The sequence below is a fragment of the Curtobacterium phoenicis genome (assembly GCF_047238015.1).
Taxonomy (GTDB): Bacteria; Actinomycetota; Actinomycetes; order Actinomycetales; family Microbacteriaceae; genus Curtobacterium.
In genome coordinates this window covers 2,090,278-2,103,241 of the sequence record NZ_JBDFLZ010000002.1, presented here as the reverse complement: position 1 = coordinate 2,103,241, position 12,964 = coordinate 2,090,278, and the positions used below count along the sequence as shown (strand labels likewise).

General features: G+C 72.4%; 12 protein-coding genes. 6 read left to right on the top strand and 6 right to left on the bottom strand.

All coding sequences use genetic code 11. The features are described 5' to 3' along the window. The first annotated feature begins 97 nt into the window (after positions 1-97). Positions 98-1,681, top strand: a complete 1,584-nt coding sequence (locus ABC270_RS10190) for a Na+/H+ antiporter (protein ID WP_412880687.1) — start codon at positions 98-100, stop codon at positions 1,679-1,681. Beyond that, positions 1,678-2,430, top strand: a complete 753-nt coding sequence (locus tag ABC270_RS10185) for an ABC transporter permease (protein ID WP_412880686.1) — start codon at positions 1,678-1,680, stop codon at positions 2,428-2,430. The genes ABC270_RS10190 and ABC270_RS10185 overlap by 4 nt, the downstream gene beginning before the upstream one ends. 64 nt (positions 2,431-2,494) lie before the next feature. Here ABC270_RS10185 and ABC270_RS10180 read toward each other — a convergent pair whose 3' ends face one another. From ABC270_RS10180 to ABC270_RS10155, 6 genes are all read right to left on the bottom strand, one after another. Further along, positions 2,495-3,238 carry an FAD:protein FMN transferase gene (locus ABC270_RS10180; RefSeq protein ID WP_412880685.1) on the bottom strand — a complete coding sequence of 248 codons (744 nt, stop codon included), beginning with the start codon at positions 3,236-3,238 and terminating at the stop codon, positions 2,495-2,497. Continuing rightward, positions 3,235-3,777: an FMN-binding protein gene (locus ABC270_RS10175; protein WP_412880684.1), complete on the bottom strand. Its 543-nt coding sequence runs from the start codon at positions 3,775-3,777 to the stop codon at positions 3,235-3,237. Before ABC270_RS10175 ends, ABC270_RS10180 begins: the two co-directional genes overlap by 4 nt. Beyond that, on the bottom strand, positions 3,777-5,240 hold the full coding sequence (locus ABC270_RS10170; RefSeq protein ID WP_412880683.1) for a ferredoxin reductase family protein: 1,464 nt from the start codon (positions 5,238-5,240) through the stop codon (positions 3,777-3,779). The genes ABC270_RS10175 and ABC270_RS10170 overlap by 1 nt, the downstream gene beginning before the upstream one ends. A gap of 161 nt (positions 5,241-5,401) precedes the next feature. Continuing rightward, entirely contained in the window at positions 5,402-6,760 is a 1,359-nt protein-coding gene (locus tag ABC270_RS10165) for a HAMP domain-containing sensor histidine kinase (RefSeq protein ID WP_412880682.1), read from the bottom strand. Positions 6,761-6,770: 10 nt separating this feature from the next. Next, on the bottom strand, positions 6,771-7,451 hold the full coding sequence (locus tag ABC270_RS10160) for a response regulator transcription factor (protein WP_412880681.1): 681 nt from the start codon (positions 7,449-7,451) through the stop codon (positions 6,771-6,773). Between the two features lie 141 nt (positions 7,452-7,592). After that, the gene (locus ABC270_RS10155; RefSeq protein WP_412880680.1) at positions 7,593-8,318 is read right to left on the bottom strand and encodes a VIT1/CCC1 transporter family protein; all 726 of its coding nucleotides are present in this window, start codon (positions 8,316-8,318) and stop codon (positions 7,593-7,595) included. Between the two features lie 159 nt (positions 8,319-8,477). Between ABC270_RS10155 and ABC270_RS10150 the strand changes: the two genes are divergently transcribed. The 4 genes from ABC270_RS10150 (at position 8,478) to mgrA (ending at position 12,944) form a co-directional block, all read left to right on the top strand. Further along, a complete protein-coding gene (locus ABC270_RS10150; protein ID WP_412880679.1) occupies positions 8,478-8,942 on the top strand; it encodes a hypothetical protein in 465 nt (154 codons plus the stop codon). Between the two features lie 12 nt (positions 8,943-8,954). Further along, positions 8,955-11,246 (top strand): catalase/peroxidase HPI, encoded by a 2,292-nt coding sequence (katG, locus tag ABC270_RS10145; protein WP_412880678.1) that lies wholly within the window; start codon positions 8,955-8,957, stop codon positions 11,244-11,246. A gap of 83 nt (positions 11,247-11,329) precedes the next feature. Next, complete coding sequence (locus ABC270_RS10140) at positions 11,330-11,749, top strand: VOC family protein (protein ID WP_412880677.1); 420 nt, start codon at positions 11,330-11,332, stop codon at positions 11,747-11,749. A gap of 151 nt (positions 11,750-11,900) precedes the next feature. Then, the gene (gene mgrA, locus ABC270_RS10135) at positions 11,901-12,944 is read left to right on the top strand and encodes an L-glyceraldehyde 3-phosphate reductase (protein WP_412880676.1); all 1,044 of its coding nucleotides are present in this window, start codon (positions 11,901-11,903) and stop codon (positions 12,942-12,944) included. Positions 12,945-12,964 lie beyond the last annotated feature (20 nt).

Here is a 12,964-nt window from a genome sequence, read left to right as displayed (position 1 = left end):
GTGACGCTACCGGCGCCGGTGCCCGACGCCCCGCCGACACCGCCGTCAGCGAGGAACGGGTTGACTGGGACGTCGGCCACATGAGGAGGAGGAACGCGTGCTCGGACCCGAACTCGTGGTGGTGCTCGGCCTCGCGATCGCCGTGACCGCCGGGGTCGCCGACCGGATCCGTGTCGCGCCGCCCGTGCTGCTGCTCGTCATCGGCGCGGGGTTGGCACTCGTCCCGGAGTTCGCGGACCTCCAACTGCCCGCCGACGCCGTCCTGCTGTTGTTCCTGCCGGCGCTGCTCTACTGGGAGAGCCTGACGACCTCGCTCCGGGAGATCCGGAAGAACCTGCGCGGCATCGTCCTCATGGGCACGCTGCTCGTGGTGCTCACAGCGGGCGCCGTGGCCGTGCTCCTCCACCTGCTCGGCGTCCCGTGGGGACCCGCGTGGGTGCTCGGTGCCGCGGTCGCTCCGACCGATGCCACCGCCGTCGGGGTCCTCACCCGGATGCTGCCGCGGCGGAACGTCACGGTCCTCCGTGCCGAGAGCCTCGTGAACGACGGCACGACCCTCGTCGTGTACGGCATCGCCGTCGCCGTCACGGTCGGGACGCAGGAGCTGACGTTCTGGAGCGTGTCCGGCATGCTCGTGCTCTCGTACGTCGGCGGGGTCGCCGCCGGACTCGCGGCCGCGTGGCTCGGGACGCTCGTGCTCCGTCGCGTCGAGTCCGTCGTGCTGCAGAACCTCCTCACGCTCCTGGTGCCGTTCGTCGCGTTCCTCGGTGCCGAGGCGATCGACGCGTCCGGCGTGCTCGCGGTCGTCACCGCCGGCATCGTCGTCAGCCAGGTCGCGCCGAAGCTCGACCGCGCCGAGACCCGACAGCAGGTGCGGGCGTTCTGGTCCTTCCTGACGTACCTGTTGAACGGTGCACTCTTCGTGCTGGTCGGCATCGAGGCCATGATCGCCGCGCGAGCGCTCGACGGGGGCGACCTGCTGCGGGCGACGGGCATCATCGTCGCGGTCGCGGTCCTGCTCGTCGTGGTCCGGTTCGCGTTCCTGGGTGCCGCGGGCGGCACCGTCTGGCTCGTCACCAGGAAGACCGGCGGCCAGCCACGCGAGGGTCACCGGGACCGTCTGGTCAGCGGGTTCGCCGGGTTCCGCGGCGCGGTGTCGCTCGCGATGGCCGTTGCGGTCCCGCGCACCCTCGAGTCGGGTGCGGCGTTCCCCGATCGGGACCTCATCGTCTTCGTCACCGCCGGCGTGGTCGTCCTGACGGTCGTCGGGCAGGCGCTCGTGCTGCCGGCGGTCCTCCGACGTGCCGCGCTGCCCGAGGACGAGTCGGTCGGCGAGGAGCGCCGGTACGCCGAGCGCACCGCGATCGAGGAGGCACTGGACGCCCTGCCCCGGCTCGCGCGCGAAGCGGGGGCCGACCGGACGATCGTGGACCGTGTGCGGAAGGACTACGAAGCCCACCTCGACGTCATCCGGGCGCGCGAGGAAGCCGAGGACGACGAGCACCCGGCACTGCAGCGGCACGACGCCGCGGTGGCGCTCGAACTGGCGCTCGTGCAGCACAAGGCGGCGACGCTCCTGCGGCTTCGCGACGCGGACGAGATCGACGACCTCGTCCTGCGCCAGGTGCGCGCCGGCTACGACGCTGAGGAGGCTCGGCTCGAAGGATCGACGCCGCCGTGACCGTCGACCTCGGCACACTGCTGTGGACGCTCGTCGGGGTCGCCGCGCTCGTCGCGATCGCCACCGCGGCGCTCCTGCTCGCGCGCGCACCGTCCCCGTGGGCACCCGCCCTGGCCGTCCTGCGGGGCACCGTGCAGCTCGCGGTGCTCAGCGTCGTGCTGACGGGTGTCATCCGGGACCCGGTGTGGATCGCGGTCGCGCTCGTCGTCATGTTCGGCGTCGCGACGACCACCGCGGCCCGTCGCCTCGGATCGCTGCGGACCCGCCTGCTCCCCGTGGCCCTGTCCATGGCGATCGGGATCGGGGCCGCGCTCGTCGTCGTGTTCGGCACGGGCGCGATCGAGTTCTCCCCGCGCTACGTCCTCGCGATGGGCGGCATCGTGATCGGGAACGCGATGACCATCGCCACGCTGTCCGGCCGTCGCTTCGTGGAACTCGTCGACGACCGCTGGGAAGACGTCGAGGGATGGCTCGCGCTCGGGGCCACACCACGCCGGGCGACCGCGGACCTCGTCCGACGTGCGATCCACGCGGCGATGGTCCCGAGCACCGACCAGACCCGCACCACGGGCCTCGTGACGCTGCCGGGAGCGTTCGTCGGCGCGGTGTTCGGCGGGGTGTCACCGCTCGAGGCCGGGCGGTTCCAGGTCGTCGTGCTCGCGGCGATCATCGCGGCGGGAGCGCTCGTGGCGGTCACGTTGACGCACCTGCTCGCACCGGTGCGGACGCGCCCGGTGCGCGCCGACTGACGCCGAGGTCCGTGGCGCCGCCGTGGCGGAGGCGAGTCGTGCCTCCAGGCCGGCAGCGAGGGTCTCAGGAGGAGGCCGGCGTGGTCGAGCGCACCATCCGCTCAGCGCCGGGTGTCGCCCAGACCGCACCGTCCACGTCGAAGGCGAGGACGTCGACCGCACCTTCGGCGGTGATCCGCCGCAGGTCGTCTGCGTCCCCCGCCACGATCGCCGTCGCGAGGACGTCAGCGCTGACGATGTCGTCCGCGACCACCGTCGCCTGGACGAAGGTCGGCGTCGACCGTCGCCAGACGTGCTCGCCGCGCTCCGCGGTTCCCGAGGTGGCGACGGCGCGTCGGCCCTCCTCGAGCGCGACGACCCCGACCACGGTGTCCCGTCGAGCGGGGTCGACGACCCCGACGCTCCAGGGCGCCACCCCGCGGTGACGCCCGCGTGCCAGGACGTCCCCGCCGGCGTTCAGCAGCCAGTCCTCGGAGACGTCGTCGAGCACCGCACCCGCGTCGCGGATCGCGAGCGCCTTCACGACGCCGGACAGGTCGACGACCCCGTCCGGGCGGTGCGGGGTGAACGCGCCAGCGGTCCGGTCCCGCCACTCGAGGGCGAGCGCGTAGGTGTCGCGGACCTCCTGCGGGGCGTCCGTCAGCCGCAGGTCACCGCGGGCGATCCTGCTCAGGACGGACGAGGGGTCGTACAGGCTGTAGCGGTGGTCGTAGGCCGCGAACACCCGACGGACGTCGGCCGCTGCGGACACATCGGCACCGCGGATGCTCACGACCGTGCCCATCGTCTCGAAGGTCGCGATGCTCACAGGCCGGCCTGGTCCAGCGCGGACTGGAGGGACGTGACGTAGCCCTCGCTCGTGTACGTCGCACCGCTCACGGCTTGGATCTGCGCGGACTGTGCCTGCAGGGCCTCCTGCCGGAGGACGGGGGCGGCCTGCTGGCTGATCTGCACGGACCGACCACCATCGTTCGTCAGCTGGAGCGCGGTGACGTCGGTCAGCTTGCCGCCGGACACCGTGATCTGCACCTGGACCGGCCCGTACTGGGTCTGCGCGGTCTGGCCGGCGAAGGTGCCGTCCTTGACCGAGGCCGAGCCACCCGTGCTGGTGCCGGTGCCGCTGCCTGTGCCGCCGCTGGTCGAGCCGGAGCTGCTGCCGCCGGTGCTCCCGCCGCCGGTGGTGCCGGCGCCTGCGCTGCCCGCACTCCCCGTGCCGCTGCTCGACCCGCCCGAGGTCGTCGCCTGCTGTTGCGAGGCCGTGAGCCCCGGCTGCGCACCGACCTGCCACCCGATGACCAGGATCGCTGCCGAGGAGACGATGCCCCCGGCGACCACCCGCCCGCGCATCACTCGAACCGTTCCTGGTGGATCTGGTGCTCGGGGACGCCGGCGAGCCGGGCCTCCCGGACGACCAGGTCGGACCACGCCTTCGGCCCGCAGACGTACAGGTCGGACTCGAGCAGGTGCGGGAACACCGATCGCAGGGTGACCCCGCGTCGGACGTCGTCCTCGGTCATCCAGCTCTCCCGCGAGTGGGCACGCCGTCCGACCATCGCGAACAGGGCACTCCCCGTGCGGGCGGCGAGCTCGGCGGTCTCGTCCCAGAGGTACTGCTGGTCGGCGTCGGTCCCGCGCAGGAGCACGGTGGCCTCGCCCGGTCGGAGGTCGGTGTCCTCGAGGAGCGACCGAACCGGGGTGATGCCGATGCCGGAGGCCACGAGTGCGAGGTACGGGGCGGTGCGGGCTCGGCTCGTGAACAGCCCGTAGGGTCCCTCGAGCGACACGAGGGCGCCCGGGCTGATGCGGCCGAGCCTGGCCGAACCGGCGCCGAGGTCACGCACCGTGATGCGGGCGTGTCCGCTGCCGGGGACCGCCGAGAACGACACCGGGTGCGCATGCCACCACGTCCGCGCGGTCCAGAAGCGCCAGACACCGTACTGCCCGCCCTGGACGCCGAGGCGGTCGAGGTCGCGTCCGGCGAGGTGGATCGACACGACGCCGGGCGCGATCGGCTCGACGGCGGTGACCCGGATGCGGTGCCGGAACGTCACGACGAGCGGGAGGACGAACCGGTACAGGGCGATGAGCCCGAGGGCGAGCACGTACAGCGCGATCCAGTAGGTGCGCTGCCACGAACCGGCGGACAGGACCCCGCCGACGCTGAGCATGTGCGGCAGCGCGACGAGCACGGCTGCGTAGCTGAGCAGGTGGATCACGTGCCAGGCCTCGTACGGCAGCCGGCGGCGGACCGCCACGAGCGACGACACCACGACCACCACGAACAGGCCCAGGGCGAGGTACGCGAGCGGCATGTCCGGGGTCGAGAACAGCGCGATCGTCTCGGCGACCGGGCTGGTCGCCGACTCGGCCGAGTAGCCGAGCGTGAGCAGGGCCCCGTGCGCGAGGAGCAGGTAGAACACGGGCTTGCCGAGCGACCGGTGCACCGCGATCGCGTTGTCCTGCCCGAACACGCGGTCGATGAGCGGGACCCGTGCGGCGAGCACGAGCATGACCAGGGTGAGGTCCGTACCGATCAGCCCGGCGACGATGCCCGCGTCGGTGATGACGCTGCCGACGCCGGTGATCGTGCGCGACGACGGGGTGACGAGCCAGAGCACGACGGCGAACGCGGTCGAGCTCCAGGCGAGCACGCTGAGCAGGTCGGCCATCGCGGTGCGGACACGGCGCGCACGGCGACGCCGTCGCGCGGCCGCGGCGAGCGGTTCGGACGGCGCGGGCCGGAGCCGGGCTCCGCTCGCTCCGGCCGGGCGAGCCGGGGGGCGGGTGGCAGGGCCGGCGGTGTCGATCATCGTCGTGGTCCTCTCCAGCAGCTGATCGGGTGACACCCAGCATCTGCATCGGAACCATGAGCGAACCCGGAATGGGCACGGTGCTTCGTTCGAGATCTCGAGTGATGGCGCGCCACGCACCGGGCACGCGCCGCGCACGCCGACCGCGGCGCGCGCAGCCCTCAGCGCGGCGGCAGCCTGACGGTCGCGACCGCTCCCCCGCCGACGCCGTTCTCGAGCACTGCCGAGCCGCCCGCACGTTCGGCGATGCCCCGGACCAGGGCGAGCCCGAGCCCGCTCCCGCCGAGCGCCGTCCGGGAGTCGTCCGCCCGCGTGAACCGGTCGAACGCCTGCGGCAGGAAGGCCTCCGGGACACCGGGGCCGTCGTCCGAAACGGTGAGGACGAGCGTCCCGTCCGCGGTCTGCCGGAGGTCGACCCGCACGACGCCGCCGTCGCTGCCCGCCGCGATCGCGTTGGCCACGAGGTTGTCGACCACGCGGGCGAAGGCCGCCGCTGCGAGACCGTAGCGAGCCTCGGGCTCGTCGACGTCCGCGGTGAAGTCGACGTCTCGCGGGCCCATCGCGTCGATGGCACGTGCCCGGTCGATCGAGGCCATGAGCTCCGACACGAGGTCGGACGCAGCGGTGGACGGCGCGGGCCCCTGTTCGTCGAGCCGGCTCAGTTCGAGCATCGTGTTCGCGAGCGCGACCAGCCGTGCCGCGTCCGCCTCGGCCGCGCTCAGCTCGCGTTCCAGGGCGGCCGCGTCGCCGGAGGACCGGTGGGCGAGCTCCAGCCGCGCCGTGAGCGCGGCGAGCGGGGTCCGCAGCTCGTGGCTCGCGTCCGACACCATGCGCCGCTCGCGCTCGGCGTTCTCGCGCTGTCGGTCGAGGAAGGCGTTCAACGTCCGGGCGAGGCCGGCCAGCTCGTCGTCCGTCCGGCCCTCCGGCAGGTGTCCGTCCGAGGAGCCAGAACTGATGGCCTCGGCCGTCCGCCGCATCCGGCCGACCGGTCGGAGCGCGAGCGTCGTCAGCAGCCACGCCGTCCCCCCGAACGCGGCGAGTGCGAGCACCGTCCCGACGACGAGCGACCGGTCGACGCGCTCCAGGGTCTCGTGTCCGGCCCGACCGTCCTGTGCGGCCCAGACGACGTACGAGCCGGTGTCGTTGCGCACGGGGATCCCGACGACGGTCGTCCGGTGGCCGTGCTCGGCGAGCCGCAGGGTCGTCTCGTGCTCCACCGTCCGCGGGAGCGCGTCCCGCAGGCCGTCGGGCAGCCGGTCGAGCACCCACGACCCGGAGGACGAGCGGATGCCGACGAGCAGTCCCTCGGTCGGACGGTCCGGAGCCTCGCCCGGGTTCGACCGGAGGTCGGCGACGAACGGCGCCGCGTCGCTCATCGCGAGCGACCGATCGGTCTCCAGCGACGCTCGGTCGATCTGCACGTGCAGGGCGACGGCACTCGCGACGAGGACGACCGCGCCGACGAGCACACTGCCGAGCGTGATCCGCGCACGGATCGACCAGCGCCGGAACAGCCTCACGACGAGCCCGTCACGACGCCACGACGTCGAGCGCGTACCCGACCCCGCGCACGGTGCGGATCGCGACGTCGGCGTCGGCGGCCTGCAGCTTCTTCCGCACGTAGCTGACGTACTGGTCGACGATCGTCGGGTCGAAGTGCTCCGCGCTCCCCCAGACCTCGTCGAGCACCTCGCTGCGCGACCGGGTCTGTCCGACGCCCTGCACGAGGAACCGCAACAGCGAGAACTCCTTGACGCTCAGCGGAAGGTCACGGCCGCGGACGGTGGCGCGGACGGCCACGGTGTCGAGCCGGACCGCTCCGGCCTCGACCACGGTCGGCGTGCCGGCGGCACGACGCCGCAGGTGTGCACGGATGCGCGCGTTCAGCTCCGCGATCGCGAACGGCTTCGTGAGGTAGTCGTCGGCTCCGGAGTCGAGCCCGAACACCCGGTCGTCGACGGCGTCCCGGGCGGTGACGAGCACGACCGGGAAGTCCTCGCCCATCTCCCGCAGGCGACGACACACCTCGAACCCGGTCATCTCGGGGAGCATCACGTCGATCGCCGCCGCGTCGAACGCGCCGGCCCGTGCAGCGACGAGCGCGGCGACACCATCGGTGACGAGGGTGACCGCGTGCCCCTCGTCACGCAGTCCGCGTTCGACCAGCGCACCCATCTCCGGGTCGTCCTCGACCACCAGGATCTCCGCCATGCACCGTCCCTTCCACCCACATCGTGCCGCATCCGACGACCGTCGCGCTGGGCGGGTGGTCGTGACGCGACCGCCTGGAGGCCCGGTGCCGGTCCGGCGAACCGGCACCGGGCCTCCAGGCGGTCACCGTCAGGGCCTGCGTCAGGCGACGCCGGTGGTCCCGAGGAGCGATCCGATGAGGAACGTCGCGGCGAGGGCGATCGCGCCGCCGACGACGACGCGGACGGTGGCGCGTGGGACGGAGCCGCCGCCGATCCGTGCGCTCGTCGCTCCGGTCAGGGCGAGCGCGAGGAGCACGACGACGAACGTGACCGGGATCCGTGCGCCGTCCGGCGGCAGGAGGATCGCGAGGAGCGGGAGCAGCGCACCGACCGAGAACGACGCGGCGGAGGCGAAGGCCGCGTGCCAGGGGCTGACGACCTCGTCCTCGTCGATCCCGAGCTCGGTCGACAGGTGCGCGGCGAGGGCGTCCCGCTCGGTCAGCTCGGCGGCGACCCGCTCGGCCGTGGACCGCTGCAACCCACGGGCCTCCCACAGACGGGTCAGCTCCTCGAGCTCGGTCTCCGGGTCGTCGGCGAGCTCCTTGCGCTCCTTCTCGATGAGCGCCTTCTGGCTGTCGCTCTGGCTGCTCACCGAGACGTACTCACCGAGCGCCATCGACACCGCGCCACCGACGAGCGCCGCGACCCCGGCGGTGGCGATCGCCGGCACGGAGGTCGAGGCCCCTGCGACGCCGACGACGATCGAGGCGGTGGACACGATGCCGTCGTTGGCGCCGAGCACCGCGGCGCGGAGCCAGTTGAGCTTGGAGGAGAGGCCGCCGGCGTGCGGCTCGCCGTCGTGGTGTTCGGTGTCGGTGTCGGTCACGTCCGCCAGACAACCACGCCGTCGACGACGCGTTCGTGTGTGTTTTCGAACGATGTCCGAGTGCGGTGACCGGCCTGCTCACGGGCGGGCGGCCCGTCGAGCGGGTTCAGTGGCCGTGGACGCCGAGGTCGCTCGGCGCGGAACCTGGAAGGGCTCTCGATGAACTGGCAGTACGGGGGCATCCCGCTCCACCCACTGTTCGTCCACCTCACCTCCGTCGCCGTGCCGGTCGCCGCGCTCGCGGCCGTCGCGGTCGCCGCCTGGCCCGCGGCACGCCGCTGGCTCGCGGTCGGCGCGCCGATCATCGGTCTGGTCGCGCTCGTCTCCGTGCCGCTCGCGACCCAGTCGGGCGAGTGGCTGGAAGAGCACGAGAAGGAGACCGCACTGCTCGAGCGCCACACGCACCTCGCCGACGGACTGCTGCCGTGGTCCGTCGCGGTCTTCGCGCTGCTCACCCTCTGGTGGGCGTGGCAGCGCTTCGGTGTCGCACGGGTCGACAGCCGCGGGCTCGTCCGCGCCGTCGGCATCGTGGGACCGGTCCTCCTGATCGCAGCCGGGATCGGCTCGCTCATCGAGGTCGTCGTCATCGGACACGCAGGGGCCGTGTCCGTCTGGAAGGGATAGGGAACAGGATCGATGGAACACGACGAGACGAACACCTGCAGCTACCACATGGGCGGGTCGCTCCCGGCGGGCGGTGACCACCTGGGCGGGGCGTTCGGCCAGTCGCCGACGCTCGAGCACTGGTACCCCCAGCGGCTCCGCGTCGATGCGCTGCACCGGAACGGGGTGGACGCGGACCCGCTCGGCGCAGAGTTCGACTACGCCGCGGCGTTCGCGACGATCGACCTCGAGGAGCTGAAGCGAGACATCAAGACGCTCCTCACGACCAGCGTCCACTGGTGGCCGGCCGACTACGGCAACTACGGCCCCCAGATGATCCGTATGGCCTGGCACGCCGCCGGGACCTACCGCATCGCGGACGGCCGGGGCGGTGCGGGCACGGCCATGCAGCGGTTCGCGCCGATCGGGAGCTGGTGGGACAACGGCAACACGGACAAGTCGCGCCGCCTGCTGCAGCCGATCAAGCACAAGTACGGCAACGCCCTGAGCTGGGCCGACCTCATGGTCTTGACGGGCAACTGCTCGCTCGAGCTCATGGGCCTGCCGACGTACGGCTTCGCGGGCGGCCGCCTCGACGCGTGGGAGCCGGACGACGGCACGTGGTGGGGCCCGGAGGTGTGGAACCCGCACGACGTGCACAGCATGGACGAGATGGTCTCCCGCGACGAGCGCTGGCACGGGCAGAACGGCGACGACGACTACGACCTCCAGAGCCCGCTCGCGGCGTCGCACCAGGCGCTCATCTACGTCAACCCCGAGGGGCCGTACGCGAACGGCGACCCGATGGGCTCCGCCCGGGACATCCGGATCACCTTCACGCGCATGGCGATGAACGACGAGGAGACCGTCGCGCTCATCGCCGGCGGACACGCGTTCGGCAAGAGCCACGGTCAGGTACCCGCGGCCGAGATCGGCCCGTCGCCCGAGCTCGCCCCGATCGAGCAGATGGGTCTCGGCTGGCACAACCCGCGCGGCACCGGGAACGCCGAGTACACGTCGACGAACGGCATCGAGGGCAGCTGGACCCAGGACCCGACCCGCTGGGACAACAGCTACCTCGAGAACCTGTTCGGGCACGAGTGGGAGCAGACGAAGAGTCCCGCCGGCGCGCTGCAGTGGACGCCGAAGGACCCCGATGCGCCGCGCACGCCGGACGCCCACGTGCCCGGTCAGACGCACGCGCTGATGATGATGACCTCGGACATCGCGCTCAAGGTCGACCCGGAGTACCGGAAGGTGTGCGAGAAGTTCCTCGCCGACTTCGACACCTTCACGCTGGCGTTCTCGAAGGCCTGGTACAAGCTCACCCACCGCGACATGGGTCCGAAGTTCCGGTACCTCGGGCCCGAGGTCACGATCCAGGACGACCTGCTCTGGCAGGACCCCCTGCCCGACGCCGAGGGCGCCCCGATCGGCGACGCCGACGTCGAAGCGCTGAAGGCCGCGGTCCGTTCCGCCGGGATCAGCGCCTCCGACCTCGTGTTCACCGCGTACTCGGCCGCGTCGACCTACCGCGACAGCGACAAGCGCGGCGGTGCGAACGGCGGCCGGATCGCCCTGTCCCCGCAGAAGGACTGGGCGGTCAACCGCCGGACGGTCCCGGTGGTCGAGGCGCTGGAGCGGATCAAGGACCAGCACCCGTCGGTGTCGCTCGCGGACCTCGTCGTGCTGGCCGGCTGCGTCGGGGTCGAGGACGCCGCCCGTGCCGCCGGCGTCGAGGTGACCGTGCCGTTCACGCCCGGCCGGGTCGACACCACGCAGGAGCTCACCGACATCGAGATGTTCGAGTGGCTCCGCCCGGTCGCGGACGGGTTCCGCAACTTCCGCTCCGAGCGGTTCGAGCAGTTCGCCCCGGGCGTCGCGCTCGAGCAGGTGTTCCTCGACCGCGCGAACCTGATGACCCTGACCGCGCCGGAGTGGACCGTGCTGACCGGTGGCCTCCGGGTCCTCGGCACCAACTGGGACGGCTCGGACGTCGGCGTGCTGACCGGGCGCGTCGGCACGCTGTCGACCGACTGGTTCGTCAACCTGACCGACACCGACCTGGTGTGGACGAAGACGGACGACAGCGAGACGGTCTTCGCCGGCACCGTGCAGGCGACGGGCGAGCGACGGTGGACCGCGTCCCGGCACGACCTCGTGTTCGGGTCGAACGCGCAGCTCCGGTCGATCGTCGACGTCTACGCCGGCAGCGACGGCCAGGAGCGCTTCGTGCGGGACTTCGTCGCCGTGTGGGACAAGCTCATGATGCTCGACCGGTTCGACGTGAAGGGACACAAGCGGTACGGCCCGATGGCCGCCTGACACCCCTTCCCGACCCGGCGCCCGCTCTGTCACCATGGTGGCGGAGCGGGCGCCGTCGTCCGCGCAGTTCGAAGGAGAACGCCATGACCGTCCACCTCAACCCCTACCTCGGGTTCCGGGACTCCGCCCGCCAGGCGCTGGAGTTCTACCACTCGGTGTTCGGCGGGGACCTCCGGATCGGCACCTTCCGCGAGATGGGCGCCGACGTGGGTCCGGACGACGCCGACAAGGTCATGCACGGCCAGCTCGACATCGGGGGCGGTCTCGTCCTGATGGCCTCGGACGCCCCTGCTGACCACCCGGTCGACTCCGGAAGCAGCATCTCGGTGTCCCTGAGCGGCGACGACGTCGAGGCGCTGACCCGATGGTGGCACGCCCTGTCGGAGGGTGCGACGATCATCGAGCCCTTCACCCAGGCGCCGTGGGGCGACACCTTCGGCATGCTCACCGACCGCTTCGGCACGACGTGGCTCGTCAACGCGACCACCACGCAGCTCGCATGAGGCGCCACCGCTGACGCGGTGACCACCGGACGGGAGGCCCGTGGCGGCGCCGCCACGGGCCTCCCGTCCGGCCGTGGCCACGCCCAGGGCGTTCCGTCCGTCCCGCGAGGGGGCGCGACGCGCGAAGCGCGGCGTCCGTAGGCTCGGGAGCATGTCCTACACCGCCGCGGACGACCGCTACGACTCCATGCCCTACCGCCGGACCGGCCGCTCCGGCCTCGACCTGCCCCTGCTCTCGCTCGGGTACTGGCACAACTTCGGCGACGACAAGCCGTTCGAGACGCAGCGGGCGGTCAGCCGCCGCGCGTTCGACCTCGGCATCACGCACCACGACCTCGCGAACAACTACGGCCCGCCCTACGGCGCCGCCGAGGTGAACTTCGGCCGGCTCATGCGCGAGGACTTCCGGCCGTACCGCGACGAGATGGTCATCTCGACGAAGGCCGGGTGGGACATGTGGCCCGGGCCGTACGGGCAGGGCGGCGGTTCGCGGAAGTACGTGCTCGCCTCGCTCGACCAGTCGCTCCAGCGGATGGGCCTCGACTACGTCGACGTCTTCTACTCGCACCGGCTCGACGCCTCGACGCCGCTCGAGGAGACCATGGGTGCGCTGCACACCGCCGTCCAGCAGGGCAAGGCGCTGTACGTCGGCATCTCGTCGTACGACGCCGAGCGGTCCCGGCAGGCCCAGGCGATCCTGCGCGACCTCGGGACCCCGCTCCTCATCCACCAGCCGTCGTACTCCATGCTGAACCGGTGGATCGAGGACGAGGGGCTCCTCGACGCCGCCGGCGAGCTCGGCTTCGGCGTCATCGGCTTCACCGCGCTAGCGCAGGGGCTGCTCACGGGGCGGTACCTCGACGGGGTGCCGGAGGACTCGCGCGCGGCGGCCGGCAAGTCCCTCGACGCCGGGTCGCTGACCCCTGAGGTCGTCGACCACCTGCGGGCGCTGAACGACGTCGCGGCCGCGCGTGGTCAGAGCCTCGCGCAGCTCGCGCTCGCCTGGGCGCTGCGCGACGAGCGGGTGACGTCGCTCGTGATCGGCGCGTCGCGGGTGGAGCAGCTCGAGCAGAACGTCGCGGCGCTCGGCAACCTGACCTTCACGGACGACGAGCTCCGAGCGATCGACGAGCACTCCGTGGGCGTGCTCGACGTCGACCTGTGGTCGGGCGCCCGGTCGGGCCAGGTGAGCTGAGGGGCTCGCGCCGGGTTCGG

What these genes read in the sequence shown, in the direction of transcription:
- ABC270_RS10175 (WP_412880684.1), bottom strand. Translation starts at nt 3,777, where the DNA reads ATGCGCGGGCGGGTGGTCGCCGGGGGCATCGTCTCCTCGGCAGCGATC.
- ABC270_RS10170 (WP_412880683.1), bottom strand. Translation starts at nt 5,240, where the DNA reads ATGATCGACACCGCCGGCCCTGCCACCCGCCCCCCGGCTCGCCCGGCC.
- ABC270_RS10160 (WP_412880681.1), bottom strand. Translation starts at nt 7,451, where the DNA reads ATGGCGGAGATCCTGGTGGTCGAGGACGACCCGGAGATGGGTGCGCTG.
- ABC270_RS10150 (WP_412880679.1), top strand. Translation starts at nt 8,478, where the DNA reads ATGAACTGGCAGTACGGGGGCATCCCGCTCCACCCACTGTTCGTCCAC.
- katG (WP_412880678.1), top strand. Translation starts at nt 8,955, where the DNA reads ATGGAACACGACGAGACGAACACCTGCAGCTACCACATGGGCGGGTCG.
- ABC270_RS10140 (WP_412880677.1), top strand. Translation starts at nt 11,330, where the DNA reads ATGACCGTCCACCTCAACCCCTACCTCGGGTTCCGGGACTCCGCCCGC.
- mgrA (WP_412880676.1), top strand. Translation starts at nt 11,901, where the DNA reads ATGTCCTACACCGCCGCGGACGACCGCTACGACTCCATGCCCTACCGC.